15 protein-coding genes are annotated in these 16,569 nt (G+C 62.2%); 7 read left to right on the forward strand and 8 right to left on the reverse strand.

Features of this window, described 5'->3' with window-relative positions:
- Positions 1-109 precede the first annotated feature (109 nt).
- The 3 genes from NDB2M4_RS13465 to NDB2M4_RS13475 form a co-directional block, all read right to left on the reverse strand.
- Positions 110-1,357 (reverse strand): L,D-transpeptidase family protein, encoded by a 1,248-nt coding sequence (locus NDB2M4_RS13465; RefSeq protein ID WP_072375969.1) that lies wholly within the window; start codon positions 1,355-1,357, stop codon positions 110-112.
- A 238-nt stretch (positions 1,358-1,595) separates the two neighbouring features.
- Positions 1,596-2,105: a transcriptional regulator LdtR gene (locus NDB2M4_RS13470; RefSeq protein ID WP_072375971.1), complete on the reverse strand. Its 510-nt coding sequence runs from the start codon at positions 2,103-2,105 to the stop codon at positions 1,596-1,598.
- Between the two features lie 162 nt (positions 2,106-2,267).
- Positions 2,268-3,386, reverse strand: a complete 1,119-nt coding sequence (locus tag NDB2M4_RS13475) for an enoyl-CoA hydratase/isomerase family protein (RefSeq protein WP_244536174.1) — start codon at positions 3,384-3,386, stop codon at positions 2,268-2,270.
- Positions 3,387-3,555: 169 nt separating this feature from the next.
- Between NDB2M4_RS13475 and NDB2M4_RS20495 the strand changes: the two genes are divergently transcribed.
- The gene (locus tag NDB2M4_RS20495; RefSeq protein ID WP_072375975.1) at positions 3,556-4,611 is read left to right on the forward strand and encodes an extensin-like domain-containing protein; all 1,056 of its coding nucleotides are present in this window, start codon (positions 3,556-3,558) and stop codon (positions 4,609-4,611) included.
- Positions 4,612-4,709: 98 nt separating this feature from the next.
- Positions 4,710-5,789 (forward strand): porphobilinogen synthase, encoded by a 1,080-nt coding sequence (gene hemB / locus NDB2M4_RS13485; protein WP_083556346.1) that lies wholly within the window; start codon positions 4,710-4,712, stop codon positions 5,787-5,789.
- 55 nt (positions 5,790-5,844) lie between these two features.
- On the opposite strand, the gene NDB2M4_RS13490 is transcribed toward hemB, so the two are convergent.
- The 3 genes from NDB2M4_RS13490 to NDB2M4_RS13500 all read right to left on the reverse strand — a co-directional run bounded on the left by NDB2M4_RS13490 (position 5,845) and on the right by NDB2M4_RS13500 (position 7,460).
- Positions 5,845-6,153 (reverse strand): penta-EF hand family protein, encoded by a 309-nt coding sequence (locus NDB2M4_RS13490; protein ID WP_244536190.1) that lies wholly within the window; start codon positions 6,151-6,153, stop codon positions 5,845-5,847.
- Positions 6,154-6,411: 258 nt separating this feature from the next.
- Complete coding sequence (locus NDB2M4_RS13495; RefSeq protein ID WP_348533041.1) at positions 6,412-7,062, reverse strand: DUF2155 domain-containing protein; 651 nt, start codon at positions 7,060-7,062, stop codon at positions 6,412-6,414.
- Positions 7,059-7,460 carry an NADH:ubiquinone oxidoreductase subunit NDUFA12 gene (locus tag NDB2M4_RS13500; protein ID WP_072375980.1) on the reverse strand — a complete coding sequence of 134 codons (402 nt, stop codon included), beginning with the start codon at positions 7,458-7,460 and terminating at the stop codon, positions 7,059-7,061. The genes NDB2M4_RS13495 and NDB2M4_RS13500 overlap by 4 nt, the downstream gene beginning before the upstream one ends.
- 606 nt (positions 7,461-8,066) lie before the next feature.
- Between NDB2M4_RS13500 and NDB2M4_RS13505 the strand changes: the two genes are divergently transcribed.
- The 3 genes from NDB2M4_RS13505 to NDB2M4_RS13515 all read left to right on the forward strand — a co-directional run bounded on the left by NDB2M4_RS13505 (position 8,067) and on the right by NDB2M4_RS13515 (position 12,850).
- Positions 8,067-11,834 (forward strand): vitamin B12-dependent ribonucleotide reductase, encoded by a 3,768-nt coding sequence (locus NDB2M4_RS13505; RefSeq protein WP_072375982.1) that lies wholly within the window; start codon positions 8,067-8,069, stop codon positions 11,832-11,834.
- 11 nt (positions 11,835-11,845) lie between these two features.
- A complete protein-coding gene (locus tag NDB2M4_RS13510; RefSeq protein WP_072375984.1) occupies positions 11,846-12,082 on the forward strand; it encodes a hypothetical protein in 237 nt (78 codons plus the stop codon).
- A 156-nt stretch (positions 12,083-12,238) separates the two neighbouring features.
- Complete coding sequence (locus NDB2M4_RS13515) at positions 12,239-12,850, forward strand: hypothetical protein (protein ID WP_139247274.1); 612 nt, start codon at positions 12,239-12,241, stop codon at positions 12,848-12,850.
- A gap of 90 nt (positions 12,851-12,940) precedes the next feature.
- On the opposite strand, the gene NDB2M4_RS13520 is transcribed toward NDB2M4_RS13515, so the two are convergent.
- The gene (locus tag NDB2M4_RS13520) at positions 12,941-14,227 is read right to left on the reverse strand and encodes a septal ring lytic transglycosylase RlpA family protein (protein ID WP_072375988.1); all 1,287 of its coding nucleotides are present in this window, start codon (positions 14,225-14,227) and stop codon (positions 12,941-12,943) included.
- A gap of 166 nt (positions 14,228-14,393) precedes the next feature.
- Positions 14,394-15,137: a competence/damage-inducible protein A gene (locus NDB2M4_RS13525; protein ID WP_139247275.1), complete on the reverse strand. Its 744-nt coding sequence runs from the start codon at positions 15,135-15,137 to the stop codon at positions 14,394-14,396.
- Positions 15,138-15,188: 51 nt separating this feature from the next.
- Here NDB2M4_RS13525 and sfsA point away from each other — a divergent pair, with 51 nt between their 5' ends.
- Together sfsA and msrB are read left to right on the forward strand one after the other, a co-directional pair.
- Positions 15,189-15,902 (forward strand): DNA/RNA nuclease SfsA, encoded by a 714-nt coding sequence (gene sfsA / locus NDB2M4_RS13530; protein WP_072375990.1) that lies wholly within the window; start codon positions 15,189-15,191, stop codon positions 15,900-15,902.
- A gap of 126 nt (positions 15,903-16,028) precedes the next feature.
- A complete protein-coding gene (gene msrB, locus NDB2M4_RS13535) occupies positions 16,029-16,565 on the forward strand; it encodes a peptide-methionine (R)-S-oxide reductase MsrB (protein ID WP_210186548.1) in 537 nt (178 codons plus the stop codon).
- Positions 16,566-16,569 lie beyond the last annotated feature (4 nt).

A 16,569-nucleotide genomic window follows, 5' to 3' on the forward strand; every position in this document is an offset into this window, starting at 1 on the left:
CCCGGCGAGCAACGTGTCTATTGTCGCGCGACCGTTAAAGATGACAACGCGAATTTCAGCGATCTCCAAGCACGAAGCCTTGATGCCGGTCAACGGTGCACCGCGACATCTAATACGCGGATGCGACGTCGCCTACGCCGTCCTTTAGGTAAATATCCGGGCGAAACTGCGTAACTCCGTCAGGTGTCGCCCAGGCCGTCACGTAAGCAAAAAACAGCGGCACGGGGCGGCGAAGGCGCACAAACTTAGTCTCGCCGCTCTCTTTCAGTTGCGCGACCTGCTCAGGCGTTCCTTGTCCGGCGAGGAGCCATGCAGCGAGCTGCTCGATGTTTTGCACGCGCACACATCCTGAGCTGGCCGCTCGGAAATTACGGCCGAAGAGGGACTCCTTCGGGCTGTCGTGCATGTAGACAGAGCTCGAGTTGGCAAAGTTGATCTTCAGAAAGCCGAGCGGGTTGTCCTTTCCCGCGGCCTGCCGATACGAAAGCGAAAACGGCTGCGAGGAACTCCAGTCGATCGATTCCGGGTTGAGCTTCTTGCCACCCTGGTAGGCGTCAATACCGAACTTCAGGAGCACGTTGCCGCCCGACTTCTGCATGTCACGGCCCTTGGGGATCAGGTCCTCCTTGATGACCGTGGGCGGCAGCGTCCAAACCGGATTGAAGGCGAGGTCGGTGATCGTCGAACGCAAAAGTGGAGTGGGACGGTCGGGTTTTCCGACGACGCCCGAGTACCGCGCCACCACGGCGTTGTTCTCCACGGCCTCGATGTGCGCGGCGGGGATATTGACGAGCACGTAGCGCTTGCCGACGAGCTTCGTCAGGTCAGTGAGGCGAGTGAGATTGGCCTTCAATTGAGCCAAGCGCACCTCGGAGGGGACATTGAGGGCGGCGATGGTGCGCTTGTCGACGACGCCCGTCGGGGCGAGGCCGTTCGAGGCCTGGAAGCGCTTCACGGCCGTGTCGAGATCGGTGCCAAAGTGCTCGGGATAGTTCGTGTCGGAGGTGAGGTCGCCAGAGCGCGTCAGGCGGCGACGCAAAATTGCGACGGCCGGATCGGACGAGCCCTGCTCGAGTTCGACGTCGGGCACCAACGGGAAGCCGCCGCGGGCGACGATTTCCTCGTAATGGGCGATCGCAGCCTTCGTTGGAGCGAGATTGGCTTTCGACAGCGTCGGATAGCCCTTGGGCGGGTTCGATTGCCACTCGCGAACAAAGCTGCGGTCGTAGGTTCTATTATATTCGCCGGGCCCCTCGCCTACCGGGCCAAAGCGCAGAAAATCCTGCGCCACTCCGGGGGCGGCAATCGCCAACAGCCCCACGCTTGCGGCCGCAGCAGCGGCCAGCTTCCCCCACATCGAGCTCACGACAGCCCTCCCGTTTATGACAACGGCGTCATCGTCTTGTGGGCGTTGCGAAGTCCAACCACGCTGCATCTGGAGACGTTCGCGGCCCGCGTGCGCGAACGTAAGCCGGGGTCCGCGAGGAAGGCAAGCGATGCGCGGCGCGGAGAGCCAAAGGGGCTTAATATGCGAAGAGGAGCCGCGGTACACCGCAGCTCCTCATTGAGTTCGTCGCTATGCTGCGAAGCAGCAATCAGAGGCGATAGCGAATCTGATCGGACCAGAAGCGCTCAAGTCGAACGAGCGCCTTGTTGAGGTTGCGGAAGTCCTCTTCCGTGACCTCGCCAACGGTCTCAACAGAACCGAGCTGGCGCTGGTAGAGCTTCTGCACGACTTCGCATGCTTCCTTGCCCTTCTCGGTCAAGCTGACGCGGACAGAGCGGCGATCGGTTTCCGAACGCTTGTAGTGAAGATAGCCCATGTCGACGAGCTTCTTCAGATTGTACGAGACGTTCGAGCCGAGGTAGTAACCGCGCGTCTTGAGTTCACCTGCGGTCAGCTCGCTATCACCGATGTTGTAAAGCAGCAGCGCCTGTACGCTGTTGAGGTCGGCGCCACCAAGACGATCGAACTCGTCCTTGATCACGTCGAGAAGCAAACGGTGCAGCCTTTCGACGAGGCGCAGTGCTTGCAAATATTCCGATCGGAAGCTGTCTGTCTGAACTGGCGCACGATGGCGCGCCACATCGAGCGCAACACTCATAACTAGCCTCACACTGTTTGACGCCGATCCCGGGGAATTTTGTTTTTTCCGGGTTATGCCAACAGGTAGGGCATAAAACTAAAAGTCACCTAAATAGTCATAGTAAAAGAATAGTAGTCGGGGGTGCGCGGAACACTTTATTCAGCGAACCGCGCGTCCAAATTATACCCGTGCAGCCTGCATTTCCGGCCTTGTTGGCAGCACCATCTCATCGGGGCCCATGGGCACAAAATAATTGTCCACCATCTGCTCTGTCACATCAGAGATGGCCGCTGGATGCCACTTCGGATGGCCGTCCTTGTCGATTAGAACGGCGCGCACACCCTCGTAAAAATCATGCGCATCGAGGAAGCGGCAGGCGAGGCGATAATCGACGCATAAGGTTTGGCGAAGATCGAGGGTGCGTGCATCGCGAATGTGCCGGTGTGTAATCTTCAGAGATGTTGGCGAGCGCGAGAGAAGATCGGTAACGACGGCATTCGCCCATTCATTTTGCGATCCCGTCACTGCAGAGAGCCGTTCGATGATTTCTTCGACGGTGTCCGCGGAGAAGCACTTCTCAATAAGCGAAGCATATGGCGCCAGTTCGCCAGGTCCAGGATCGACATGGCGATCATCGAGCACGGTGTCGACGGGCCAGGTGTCGGCAAGTGCTGTCTTGATCTCATCGAAGCGCGCGGCAGGGATGCAGTGCGTCAGCAATCCCAGCGCATACGCATCGGCGGCCCCAATAGTGCGGCCGGTCAGCCCGAGGTACATGCCGATGGCATTGGGCATGCGCGAGAGTGCCCAAGCGGTGCCGACATCAGGGAAGAGCCCGATGGCGGTCTCGGGCATGGCGAAGCGGTAACGCTCGCCGGCAACGCGATGGGTGCCAAACAAAGTGATGCCGACGCCCGAGCCCATCACGGCGCCATCGATCAGCGAGATGGTCGGCTTGGAGAAGCACTCGTGCAGCCAGTTGAGCGCGTATTCATCCTTGAAGGCGAGGCGAGCGCGCTCGCGGTCGTCTCGTCCCCAGCCGACGATCTCGCGCACATCGCCGCCGGCACAGAACGCCCTATCACCAGCCGACTGGATGACGACGCAATAGGTTTGGGCCTCACGCGCAAAGCGCGGAAACGCCTCGGAAAGCTTGGCGCGCATGGCGGTGTTGAGCGCGTTAAGCGCGCGCGGTCGGTTCAGCGTGACCAGGGCACAAGACCCTTTGGCCTCGACCAGCAACTCCTCCGGAGCTGCTTCCACCGATCCTTCGGCCTGCATGTGCGTGTTGGACGTCACGTGTTCACAACTTTCTTCTCTGCGGGAGGTCACTTGCCGCGCCTCATCATCAATCGGACTGAATCCCCTATACACTGGAGGCGATTACGAAGAAACTTTGCGCGGTCGATTCGCTTTTTCCTTGGCCGAAGAAGCCGTGCCACACCCTCGAACGGTGGAGACGCGAGATATGTTGCGATTCGGTGCAGGGCTGACGGTGGCGCTTGGTGTGCTCGCGGGGCCCTTGAACCCTGCCATTGCAAAGCAGCCCGCACCGAAGGTCGAGCCGGCGCAAGTCCCGCCGCTGCCTGAGCGCAAAGATGCTAAGGCCTCTACCGCCCCGCCGGCCGACGTCTGGAGCCCGGCTGAAATTGCCGCGGCGAAGTCGCGCTGCGTCGCCGCGCTGAAACATATGGCTGCCGTTTACACCTACGAGGCGCCCATCAAGGACGGCGACTGCGGCGATCCGGCTCCAATCCGGCTAAGCAAGCTGTCAAACGTCACGTTCGAGCCTGCCGCACTCATCAATTGCGGCATGGTCGCCCCGCTCAATCAGTGGATTACGCGCGATCTGCAAACCCTGGCGCGCCGCCAACTCGGCGGTCGCATCACCAAAATCGGGGTGATGAGCGACTATTCTTGCCGCACTGCGCTTGGTCGCATCGGAAAAAAACTCAGCCAGCACGCCTATGTCGATGCACTCGATATCCGCGGCTTCGAGACCGACAAAGGGCGGCAAGTTGTTGTTTTGACCGGCTGGGGCGCTACAGAGCGGGATCTGGCCAAAGCCAAGCTGATCAAAGAGCAACAGCTCGCGCTCGCCGAAGCGGCGAAAGCGAAGGCGACCGACCCCAGCAAGACCGCCCCGTCAGCCGACAGCCACAGCATCCTCAAGCCTTCACGCCTGGACGGCAGCGACGTGGTGGCCGCTATCCTGCCCGGCGGCGTCAATCAGCATCAGAAGGCCGCTCGGCTGGGCGGGCCCGCGGATAAGTCACCCGGCGCGGACAAGGCGCCGAAGCAGTCCGTTGCGACGGCGGGCACCAAACCGATCAAGCTGAGCAAGGCAGCGCTTGCAGCGTTGTCCTCCACTCCTGATCCGGCCCAGGCCGGCTTCCTGCGCGAGGCTCACGCTGCTGCCTGCCGCATATTCGGCACCACGCTCGGCCCGGAAGCCAACGAGATGCATCGCAATCACTTCCACGTCGACATGGCCGAGCGAAAGATTAAGAAGATCTGCGACTAAGTAGACGTCGCTAGAAGCGGTGCTTCGCTTGCCAAAGCCGGCCTGTTGCGTTGAGTTGCAGCAGGTTGGGCCGGATTGGCCGCCTCGGATGAGACCCCATGAAACCGCGCCCCCCTGCTCAGCAGCTCGACACCAACCCCCGCCGCTCGAATACCGCCGAAGGCGGCGGCGCGCTCGGGGCCTTTCCCAGCATACGGCTTCGCCGCGCGCGGTCGACGCGATGGTCGCGCCGGCTGGTCGCCGAACACCGGCTGACCGTCGATGATCTGATCTGGCCGCTGTTCGTCATTGAGGGAAGCAACAAGCGCGTGCCGATCGCTTCGATGCCTGGCGTGGACCGGCTTTCGGTCGACAACATCGTCGCGGCGGCAGAGCAGGCCATGGGGCTCGGCATTCCGGCGATCGCACTATTTCCGAATACCGAACCGAAGCTGCGCTCCGACGATGGACGTGAGGCATTCAATCCCGAGAACCTCGTCTGCCGGGCGACGCGCGCGGTGAAGGAGGCTGGCCTCGATATCGGCATCGTGCTGGACGTTGCGCTCGATCCTTACACGTCGCACGGCCATGACGGACTGATGCGCGACGACGAGATCGTCAACGACGAGACAATCGAAGCGCTGGTGCGCCAGTCGCTGGTACAGGCTGAGGCAGGCGCAGACATTCTGGCGCCGTCCGACATGATGGACGGCCGTGTCGGCGCAATCCGTGCTGCACTGGAAGAGAACGGCTATGCCAACACGCTGATCATGGCATATGCCGCGAAATACGCGTCGGCTTTCTATGGTCCGTTCCGGGATGCTGTCGGATCTTCCGTCACGCTGGCGTCATCGCAGAAGAAGCGCGACAAGCGCTCGTATCAGATGGATCCCGCCAACACCGATGAAGCGTTGCGAGAAGTGGCGCTCGATCTTGCCGAGGGCGCCGATCTCATCATGGTGAAGCCCGGCATGGCGTATCTCGATATCGTGCGCCGGGTGTCAGAGACGTTTCGCGTGCCGACGTTCGCCTATCAGGTGTCGGGTGAGTACGCGATGCTGCAGGCGGCTGCGCAGGCAGGCTGGCTCGATGGCGATGCAGTGATGATGGAGAGCCTGCTCGCTTTCAAGCGCGCAGGCGCTGCGGGCATCCTCACATACTTTGCGCCGCGCGCCGCAGCGATGATCGGCGAAGTCTGAATGATATGCGGGCCGAAACTGTTCCGGCCCGCGCTTGCTCCGTGACCCAGCGCGGTCACACGAGCTTCAAGAACTTCTGACCCTTCTTCGACTTGAGCTCGGCCTCGCTGAGCGTGCCGTCGTTGTCGGGATCGGCGGCCTTGAAGTCCTTCTCGACAATGGCGGTGTACTCGTTGAGGTCGAGCGTACCGTCGTTATCCGGGTCGGCCTTCTTAATCGCTGACTTGTCGAGCCGGCCCTTCAGCTCCTTGGCGTCGAGCGTGCCGTCGTTGTCCTTGTCGAGCCGCTTGAACTCGGTGGCGGCGGCGGCCTTGGCTTCGTTCATATCGACAGTGCCGTCGTTGTCAGGATCGAGCGTCTTCATCAGCGCGGCGTCGACCTTGATCTTCGCTGACGCGGGCTGAGCGATGAACGCTCCAGCGGCAAGCAGTAGCCCGAGCGAAAGGACTAGCCTTGGAAACATGAGCAGTACTCCGTTCTCTTTTTTCCTTGTGAGGAAGCGAGAGTGGAGGCGCTGGCGCTCGTCTTCCAGACGAACTGCGGATGCCGGTAAGCGCGCGATGAGGTGCGCGGCATGGAAACAGGGAAAATTTGATAGAAAGTGCGCCCGCGCGAGGGGCGATCAGCGACGTACGCGGCGGCGAGGTGCGAACGGATCTTCCTCGGGCATGGCCGGCGCATCTGTGGCAGCCGCGTTGGGATCATCGGGATTGGCGCGCTGCGCGATCGTGCCTTTCGGCTTCTCGCATGCCGTCAGCCACACGTCGAAGACGGGATGCTCGACGGCGTTGATCCCCGGGCTTTCGGCGAACATCCATCCAGTGAAGATGCGCTTTTCCTGACCGTCGAGTTGTATCTCGTCCACCTCGACGAAAGACGTCGTTTTTGGTTGCTCTTCAGGCGGGCGGGAATAGCACACGCGCGGCGTGACCTTCAGCGCACCGAACTGCACCGTCGTGTTGAGCGGAACCTCGAACTTGGAGGTGCGCGCCGTCACCTTGTCGAGAGCCGAGAAGACAGCGACGCCGTTCTCGATACGGTCAGCGTGGGCGGGGATGGCAACGGAGGCCGTCACAGCGGCGGCTGCCATGATCATGGCGGTGCGCGTATGCCTTGCTGCGGTAGTGGGCGCCATGCTTGCTGTGCCGCGCTGCTGTGCGGCTCCCTGCTCTGCCTTTCCCTCGCGCGCGAGTGGGGCCGAAATGGGGAGCCGGGGCGCTTTGGCGATCGGCCGCACGCCATGCTTCACGCGGAACGTCACGCTAAACGTCACGCTTCTGGGCGCCAGGGCTTGTAGTCGCCGGTCGCCTTGGGGCGGGTGCCGGCGGCCAGAATAGAACCTGGTGGACGATAGGCGTTGGGCGTGCCGGTCTCGTTCGGGAGGTGCGGGCGCTGCCAGGGCCGGGGTACGTAGTTCTCTTCGGTCGGTGGCGTGTCGACCATGTAGTGCAGCCAGCCGTACCAGCCTGGAGGCACCTTCGAGGCCTCGGAGATATCCGTGTAGGTGACCCAGCGGCGCGGGCGATCGAGCGGTCCTGTGCCCTTCCGCTGCTCGTAGTAGCGGTTGCCGAACTCGTCTTTGCCGACGAGGCGCCCCTGGCGCCAGATCGTCAGGCGCGTGCCCCAGGTGTTGCCACCCCACCAGCAGAAGATCTCGCTGAAAATTCCCATTGCCCGTGCCCGCTGTTTCGCTGCCGCAACATGACCGATCTCGCCTCAAACGGCAATGCGGCCACCCGATCCAGCTTAGCGCGGCAGATGCGCCACACCTGATATGCAACGAAGGTCGCGCCGGTGTCTGCCGCCCCCGGAATCGCCCTAGCTTGGAGTTTAGAGGCCATTTGGCGGCACCCGTTCTCAACACCCGCGCTGGCTCTTTATTTCCAAGGCCTTAGGCCGGGTTCTGGGCGCAACGCCCCACAGGAAATCCCCGACTTACCCAGCGCTTACTTGAGCGTCTATCTACATCTTGTGTGTCGCTATTGCCGATGTGGCAGCAACCCTACTACTGGTAGACGCATCCGCCGAATCGAGCCAGCTTTGGCATCGACGCGACGGACATGGGGTGGCGGCCCGCCCCAATGCTCTTGTTGCCCACCAGTATCGGGTCCGTACGACCCACTCCAAACAACGCGTAAGCGGCAGGCGATGACGCTGGAAACAGGCGTTTTCGCTGACGGGGAAGTTGTGCCTGCCGCCGACCGCAGACGACTGACAGAACTCATGGCGTTTTCTTGTTTCTCGTAGACGCCCCGACATGCCAACCGGGGGACACTTATGAAGATCACGCGGCGCTTCACCACTGCAGATGCCTCGCCTTACGACCTGATCGAATTCCGCCGCGCAACCAGCGAGATCAAGAACCCGGACGGCTCGATCGTCTTCCGCCTCGACGGCTTCATGGTGCCGGCGCAGTGGAGCCAGGTCGCCGCCGACATTCTCGCGCAGAAGTACTTCCGCAAGGCCGGCGTTGCTCGCCGCCTGAAGAAGGTGGAGGAAACCCAGATCCCGTCCTGGGCTTGGCGCTCAGTGCCCGACGAGAAGGCACTGGCCGAGCTGCCCAAGGAGGAGCGCTACGGCGGTGAGGGCGACGCGCGGCAGGTGTTCGACCGCCTCGCCGGCACGTGGACCTACTGGGGCATCAAGGGCGGTTATTTCACGACCGAGGAAGATGCACGCGCGTTCTATGACGAGATGCGCTACATGCTCGCCATGCAGATGGCGGCGCCGAACAGCCCGCAGTGGTTCAATACCGGCCTGCACTGGGCGTATGGCATCGATGGCCCGGGCCAGGGACATCTCTACGTCGACTTCGAAACGGGGAAGCTGACGGTTTCCGATTCGGCTTATGAGCATCCGCAGCCGCACGCCTGCTTCATCCAGTCGGTCGCTGACGATCTCGTCAACGAAAACGGCATCATGGACCTGTGGGTGCGCGAGGCGCGCCTGTTCAAGTATGGCTCCGGCACCGGCTCCAACTTCTCCAGCCTGCGCGGCGCCAACGAGAAGCTGTCAGGCGGCGGCAAGTCGTCGGGCCTGATGAGCTTTCTCAAGATTGGCGATCGCGCGGCCGGCGCGATCAAGTCGGGCGGCACGACGCGCCGTGCCGCCAAGATGGTCGTCGTCGACGTCGACCATCCGGACATCGAGGAATACATCAACTGGAAGGTGAAGGAGGAGCAGAAGGTTGCTGCCCTCGTCGCCGGCTCGAAGATCTGCCAGAAGCGTCTGGCCGCGGTGATGAAGGCGTGCGTCAACTGCGATGCGGATGGCGATGCCTGCTTCGATCCCGCCAAGAACCCGGCTCTGAAGCGTGCCATCAAGGAAGCGCGTCGCGACGAGGTGCCGAACAATTACATCCTGCGCGTCATCCAGTTCGCGCGTCAGGGCTACCGCGACATCGAATTCTCGACCTACGACACTGATTGGGATTCTGAAGCCTATCTGACCGTGTCCGGCCAGAACTCCAACAACTCGGTGCGCGTCACCGACGAGTTCTTGAACCTCGTCGAGGAAGACGGCGACTGGGTGTTGAAGTCTCGCCTCTCGGGCAAGCCCCACAAGACGCTGAAGGCACGCGATCTTTGGGAGCAGATCGGCTTTGCGGCGTGGGCCTCGGCCGATCCTGGCATCCAGTTCCACACCACGATCAACGACTGGCACACGTGCCCCAAGTCGGGTCCGATCCGCGCATCGAACCCGTGCTCGGAGTACATGTTCCTCGACGACACTGCGTGCAACCTCGCCTCCGTCAACCTGATGACGTTCCGTCAGCAGGACGGCACGTTCGATGTTCCCGGTTTCGAGCACGCATGCCGGCTGTGGACGATCGTGCTGGAAATCTCAGTGCTGATGGCGCAATTCCCGTCGCGCCAGATCGCTGAGCTTTCCTACCGCTATCGGACACTGGGTCTCGGGTTTGCGAACATCGGCGGCCTGCTGATGGCGAGCGGCATTGGTTACGACTCGGCTCCCGGCCGCGCCATTTGCGGTGCGATCTCGGCCGTGATGACCGGTGTCGCCTATGCGACCTCGGCGGAGATGGCGCGCGAGCTTGGCCCGTTCGCCGGCTATCACGCCAACGCTGCCGACATGCTGCGCGTCATTCGCAACCATCGCCGCGCCGCCTACGGGCTCAGGGACGGCTATGAGAAGCTCGAAACCAATCCGGTGCCGCTCGACCACGAGTCGTGCCCGGAAGTTGCGCTGATCGACGCTGCAAAACGTGCTTGGGACCGCGCCATCGCGCTCGGACAGGCGCACGGCTTCCGCAATGCTCAGGCGACCGTCATCGCGCCGACCGGCACGATCGGCCTCGTCATGGATTGCGACACGACCGGCATCGAACCCGACTTCGCGCTGGTGAAGTTCAAGAAGCTGGCTGGCGGCGGCTACTTCAAGATCATCAACCGCGCAGTGCCTGAAGCGTTGCGGACGCTGGGCTATCGCGAGGCGGAGATCGCTGAGATCGAAGCCTACGCGGTGGGCCATGGCTCGCTGGCTCAGGCTCCGGCCATCAACTCCTCCACGCTGCGTGCGAAGGGTTTTGACGACGAAGCGCTGGCGAAGATCGAAGCTGGGCTCGAAAGCGCATTCGACATCAAGTTCGTCTTCAACAAGTGGACGGTGGGCGAGGACTTCATCGTCTCCAAGCTGAAGATCGCTGCGGACAAGGTGAAGGATCCGGCGTTCGACCTGCTGACCGCGCTCGGCTTCTCCAAGAAGGACATCGAGGCTGCCAACGAGCACGTGTGCGGCGCGATGACCCTCGAAGGCGCTCCGTACCTCAAGGTCGAGCACCTGCCGGTGTTCGACTGCGCCAATCCGTGCGGCCGCAAGGGCAAGCGCTATCTCTCGGTCGACAGCCACATCTACATGATGGCCGCTGCGCAGCCGTTCATCTCGGGTGCGATCTCCAAGACCATCAACATGCCGAACGAGGCGACGGTCGAGGACTGCAAGGCGTCCTACATGCTGTCGTGGAAGCTGGCACTGAAGGCCAACGCGCTTTATCGCGATGGCTCGAAGCTGTCCCAGCCGCTCAACGCGCAGGTGCTGGGCGACGACATCGACGAGCAGGAAGATGCCGCCGAGCAGATGATGGCCGACAAGCCGCAGCTGCAGCGTGCACTTGCTGCCGCCGAGAAGCTGGCGAAGCGCGTTGCCGAGCTGGAAACCTCGCTGAAGTCGGCGAACGAGCGCTCGAAGATGCGTGAGCGCGACCGGATGCCGAACCGCCGCAAGAGCTACACGCAGAAGGCCACCGTCGGCGGCCACAAGGTGTACCTCCACACCGGCGAGTACGAGGACGGCAAGCTGGGCGAGATCTTCATCGACATGCACAAGGAAGGCGCCGCCTTCCGGTCGCTGATGAACAACTTCGCCATCGCCATCTCGCTCGGCCTGCAATACGGCGTGCCGCTGGAAGAGTTCGTGGAGGCCTTCACCTTCACGCGCTTCGAGCCGGCTGGCCTCGTCACCGGCAACGAGACGATCAAGAACGCTACGTCGGTGCTGGACTACATCTTCCGTGAGCTTGCGGTGTCGTACCTCGGCCGTCACGACCTGGCGCACGTCGACCCGCGCGAGATCGTCGGCGAGACGGGCCTCGGCTCGTCTGACGAGGAGACCGACGAGACGCTTGGCCTCGATCTGCCAGAGCAGGTCACCAAGGTCGTCTCGAAGGGCTTCATGCGCGGCAACCTCCGGCTGGCATCGGGTGGCCGTAGCCAAGCGGAGATGCGCGACAGCTTCAGCGAAGATGTCGTTTCATCGTCGTTCCCGGTGGTGGAAGGCGATACGGCGCTCTACCCGATGAGCGATGGTGCAACGGCACTGAAGGCCGATACATCGGTGATGTACTCGCGCACGACGGTGACGCGCGCCGAGGTTCAGGTGAAGACGCGCGAATCCGATCTGAGAGCGGAGGCACGCATTCGCGGTTACGAGGGTGAAGCCTGCCGCGAGTGCGGAAACTTCACGCTGGTTCGCAACGGCACCTGCCTCAAGTGCGATACCTGCGGTGGTACGAGCGGCTGCTCGTAAGGGAGGCGGCGATGACCAAACTCGCTGATCTTGTCCCACTGTTCGAGATGACGGCTGCCGAGCTTCGGCAGCGTCGTTTCGATGAACTGCTCGAAGCGCGCATCAACCCGTTTTCGGTGCGTGAGATGAAGGCGACGGAGGTCGCCAAGGCAGACGAGCGGGCGCGCGAATACGACCGGGCGGCCAAACGGCACCAGTTGTGGATCACCCGCATGCTGCAGGCTTGTCCATCGCGAGCAGATGCCTGAATAACAACGGATGGGCCCCTTTCGGGGCCCTTCCAATTTCCAGTTCAGTGCGTACCGGGCGTTGTGAACCAGCCTGGGGACGGTCTGGGGACAGGCCGTGCATGGACAAGGGAATCGCGTCAGCATCCCGAGGGGATGTTCCGCGCGGGGGACGCGATGAGCGATGACGATTCGATGAAGCGCCTCGAGGCTCCGGCCAGCATTTATCTGCTGGCCGAGCACTTGGATGCCGCGCTTGCCGCGGGCGAGGACCTCACCGGCGTGCTCTTCATCTGGCCGGGGGCGGCTCCGCGCGAGCCCGAAAAGATCGCTGAGTTGCGCGAAGGGCAGCGCTCGGCGATCGAGCGCATCCGTACCTTCGAGCTGGCTCTGATCTCACGCGTCCTCAAGGGGCGCGAATGGGCCGAGGAGGTCGCGGAAAGCGAAGAGCGGTTCGCATTGATGGCGCGGCTCTATCTTGGCGGAACGGCGGTGCTGCTCGATGCCGTGGAGGAGTGCGCGGACGTCAGCGCAGCAGATTTCGATGCGGGGAGCGATCTCCTAGCCTACGTGCGCAGCCGGGGCATGATACCGGCGGACGCGCCCGCACTTTCCGACACGACACCGCTGGTGGCTGGCGAGGACTTCCTTGTCGCGCGGCGCATTCCGCTGGGCCCGCTGCTGGACCTTGCGGCGATGTTTCTGGATACGCTCGAAGCAGAATACGAGCTGTTCTTCCGCTATGACGATAGCGGCTCGTTCGGGCTTCCTGCCTCGCATCTTCTCTAATTTTAGCGCTTCAGCGCTCATTTCCGCTATCGGCGGAATCAAAACGGAAGCGACCTTGCGATCGCTTCCGTTTGTGATGTCTTGACCAGATTAGAGCGGACGGAAGTTGTCCTGCATCGTCTGGCCGGCGCTGCGGCCGCCGTCGCTGTGGCCATAGGGCGAATAGCCGGATTCATAGGCGACGCGAGGACGGTATGACCCGCGATCATCGCGATAGCCACTGCGGCTGGAGCGACCTTCGTAGCTGGCAACATCCTGGTCAGTCCGCGAGCGGCGCGACTTGCTAGCCGACTTGCTCGACTTCGACTTCGATTTCGATGCCGACTTCGATGACTTCTTCTTCGCCTTGGCTTCCTCGTCATAGGCAGCCGCGGCGAGCTTTGCCTTGGCGCTCGCCTTCGCGTCGTCGTGCTTCTTCTTCGGCGCGACGGCAGTGATGGAGGACGTCTCAGTTACCGGCGGAATATTCGCAGAGAGCTTCACGGGGCCATCGATCACGCGGTCCTCGTCCCAGCGGGACTGATTGGCGGACAGATGCGTGCGCGACTGCAAGATGCCGTGGTCGTTGTGGCTCTGCGTGGTGAAGCCGCCGAAAGCCAGCGACGTGCTGGCAGGCGTGTAAGCGATGGTCATGACGCGACCCATCGCCTGCGGGGCCTCGGCAACGAGCATGTTGCCAGCGCCGACGCTCTGACCAGAGAACGCATTAGCGGTCGTGACAGGCGCGAACGGCGAGCCGGTCGTAGCCTTGAAGGCGAGCACGACGGCCATGCCGCGCTGCGCATCATCGAGGCTTGCATACTGGCCGATGTCACCAGGGACCGGATCGTATTCGCGGTTCTTCTTGTAGCGGGCTTCCTCAGGCTCCGGTGCCTTGATCACCTTCACCTTCAGCTTGGCAACGCCGTCGCCTTCAAAGCCGAGCTTGCGGGCGGCTGCACGCGAAAGGTCGAGCGTGCGGTTACCCCAATAGGGACCAGCATTGTTCACGCGTACGACGAGAGCGCGCTTGTTGGATGGGCTCCAGACGAGGAGCTGCGTGCCATCGGGATAGATGGGGCTCGCCGTGTTGTCCGGACGATCAGGGTGGAAACGCTCTCCCGAGGAAGTCAGGCCACACGGATTATAACGATCTTTACTGCAGTCGTCGTAGTGAGAGGCAGTGACAGACTGCTCGACGCCCACCAGCGCCTGCGTCTCTTCAATAGTTTTAACGCGATGGCATTTGCCAACGAAGCAATAGGTCTTACCCGGCGTCTTCGCCTCGACCGGCGATGTCATGACTGCCGGAATGGCCACCGCGGCGATCGCAGAGGCGACCGAGGCGATGCACGCCAGGCGAACGCGCTTCGCCCAGGTGGATGGTTTCCACGCCATTACAGAACTCCGTCGTTGTTTCTTTTTTGCGCCGCGAGAACGAAGGAGCGGAAGCTTATGTTCCGCGCCAACTCCCCCCGGAGCGGCTTGCATCAAACAGCAGGAAGAGGAGATAACGCGGCGAATCACTGCGTAAAGCCGCCGCTGCGACGCATGGCCGCGATTTTTAGATTAATCCGCGCGATGCAAGAACGCGTTCCAATTCTTCCCGCGCGCCTTTGAGCAATGCTGAATCTGTTGAGCGCAGAACGAGTTGCGTAGAGACACGTCCGTCGGCAAATGACGGATAGCTACCCATTGCAACATCTGGAAATGTTTTTTGATGGGCAGCGAATAAGTCCGCGACTTCGCCTTCAGGGCGCTGAAGCTGGATCGTTTCGGTGAGCATTTTGGCTCCCGTGCGCAATTTCGGCGTCACGTCGTCGAGCATCACCTGCATGATATCGGGCACGCCGGCGAGCACGATCACGTTGTCGATCATGAAGCCGGGCGCAACGGAAACGATGTTGGTGATGAGCTCGGCACCGAGCGGAATGCGCGCCATTCGCAGTCGCGCGCTAGTGGCCTCGATGCCGCGTCGCGCGAAGTAGGCCATGAGCAATTCGACAGCGCGGGGATCATGATCGATCGGGACGTCGAAGGCCTTCGCAACGGCATCTGCGGTGATGTCGTCGTGGGTCGGTCCGATGCCGCCTGTGGTGAAGAGATAGTCGTGACTTTTGCGCAGGGCGTTTACGGCCGCGACGATCGCAGGCTCGTCATCGGCGACGACGCGCACCTCGCGCAGGCGGATGCCCACGCGCGTCAAATGGGCGGCGATATAATTGATGTTGCGGTCGGGCGTGCGGCCCGAGAGAATCTCGTCGCCGATCACCAGAACCGCTGCCGTGACGATCTCCTCGCTACTCAAGGTGGGTTCTCCCAGTTGGCGGTTGGCTCTCTTAGCACTTAGGCTCCTCGCATGCGATTCCCCTCCCCGCTCGTGCGCGGCCGCCTCGAGAAAAGATACAAGCGTTTCCTTGCCGACGTGGTGCTGGATAACGGCGAGCGGATCACGTGCGCGTGCCCTAATACCGGGTCGATGCTGGGGCTTGCGAGCCCGGGCGCGCGGGTTTGGCTGTCGCGCAGTGATGCTGCGAGCCGGAAGTATCCGCACACCTGGGAGATGGTCGAGGCGGACCTTGGCGGCGGGCCGACGCTGGTCGGCATCAATCCGATGCATCCCAACAAGCTGGTAGCCGAGGCCATCTTGGCCGGGACGATTTCGGAGCTTACCGGGTATGCCGGCTCGCGGCGCGAGGTGAAGTACGGCGCGGCGAGCCGCGTCGATCTGCTGCTCGAGGATGACCGTCGCGGGCTATGCTACGTCGAAGTGAAGAACGTGCACCTGATGCGCCGCTCCGGCTGCGCCGAGTTCCCTGACAGCGTGACCTCGCGCGGCGCAAAGCACTTGGCCGAACTGGCAAGCATGGTCGCGCAAGGGCACCGCGCCGTGATGGTCTATCTGGTGCAGCGCGCGGACGCGCAGACCTTCTCGATCTCAGGCGACATCGACCCCATCTATCTTGCGGCATTCAAGGCGGCGGCCGATGCCGGGGTCGAGGCGGTCGCCTACCGCTGCCAGCTGAGCGAGGAAGAGATCGTGGTCGAATGCCCCGTGCAGATCACGCGCTGAATTCATTTCCAGCCGTCATGAAGCTTTTCTAATGTAACGAAGGTGGTGCTGCTGCGTATTCAGGAGCAACACCAACAAGAAGCCGGCGCAGCAACAGCCGGCGTCAAATGCACCAGGGAGGTGCCAATGCTGACCCGTCGGACATTCGGCCTTGCCAGTCTCCGCACTATTGGAAGTCTGGGCCTGGCTGCTGCCGCCGCCAGCGGATTGCGTGGGCCGCTTGCCTACGCTGACGAGGAGAAAATGACCACAGCCACCGATACCAAGTTCGAGGTTACCAAGACGCCCGAGGAATGGCGCCGCATTCTGACGCCCGAGCAGTACCAGGTGCTGCGCGAGCACGGGACCGAGCGCGCCGGAACGAGCCCGCTGGACAAGAACTATGCCGACGGCACCTATGATTGCGCGGGCTGCGACCTGCCGCTGTTCTCCTCGGAGACCAAATTCAACAGCGGCACCGGTTGGCCGAGCTTCTACAAGCCGCTCGACAATGCAGTGGGCGATACTGTCGATAAGAGCTTCTTCATGACGCGCACGGAGATTCATTGCCGGCGCTGCGGAGGACACCTGGGCCACGTGTTCGAGGACGGCCCGCCACCGACGGGACTGCGCTACTGCATGAATGGCGTTGCGCTGAAGTTCGTGCCGAAGGCCAGTGGATGAACCG

Source organism: Hyphomicrobium sp. NDB2Meth4 (assembly GCF_900117445.1).
Classification (GTDB): Bacteria; Pseudomonadota; Alphaproteobacteria; order Rhizobiales; family Hyphomicrobiaceae; genus Hyphomicrobium_A.

Excerpts from the sequence above, each read along its gene's own strand:
- NDB2M4_RS13520 (WP_072375988.1), bottom strand. The coding sequence starts at position 14,227 with ATGGCGTGGAAACCATCCACCTGGGCGAAGCGCGTTCGCCTGGCGTGC.
- NDB2M4_RS13470 (WP_072375971.1), bottom strand. The coding sequence starts at position 2,105 with ATGAGTGTTGCGCTCGATGTGGCGCGCCATCGTGCGCCAGTTCAGACA.
- NDB2M4_RS13490 (WP_244536190.1), bottom strand. The coding sequence starts at position 6,153 with ATGAAGACGCTCGATCCTGACAACGACGGCACTGTCGATATGAACGAA.
- hemB (WP_083556346.1), top strand. The coding sequence starts at position 4,710 with ATGAAACCGCGCCCCCCTGCTCAGCAGCTCGACACCAACCCCCGCCGC.
- NDB2M4_RS20495 (WP_072375975.1), top strand. The coding sequence starts at position 3,556 with ATGTTGCGATTCGGTGCAGGGCTGACGGTGGCGCTTGGTGTGCTCGCG.
- NDB2M4_RS13505 (WP_072375982.1), top strand. The coding sequence starts at position 8,067 with ATGAAGATCACGCGGCGCTTCACCACTGCAGATGCCTCGCCTTACGAC.
- NDB2M4_RS13500 (WP_072375980.1), bottom strand. The coding sequence starts at position 7,460 with ATGGGAATTTTCAGCGAGATCTTCTGCTGGTGGGGTGGCAACACCTGG.
- NDB2M4_RS13510 (WP_072375984.1), top strand. The coding sequence starts at position 11,846 with ATGACCAAACTCGCTGATCTTGTCCCACTGTTCGAGATGACGGCTGCC.
- msrB (WP_210186548.1), top strand. The coding sequence starts at position 16,029 with ATGCTGACCCGTCGGACATTCGGCCTTGCCAGTCTCCGCACTATTGGA.
- sfsA (WP_072375990.1), top strand. The coding sequence starts at position 15,189 with ATGCGATTCCCCTCCCCGCTCGTGCGCGGCCGCCTCGAGAAAAGATAC.
- NDB2M4_RS13465 (WP_072375969.1), bottom strand. The coding sequence starts at position 1,357 with ATGTGGGGGAAGCTGGCCGCTGCTGCGGCCGCAAGCGTGGGGCTGTTG.
- NDB2M4_RS13515 (WP_139247274.1), top strand. The coding sequence starts at position 12,239 with ATGAGCGATGACGATTCGATGAAGCGCCTCGAGGCTCCGGCCAGCATT.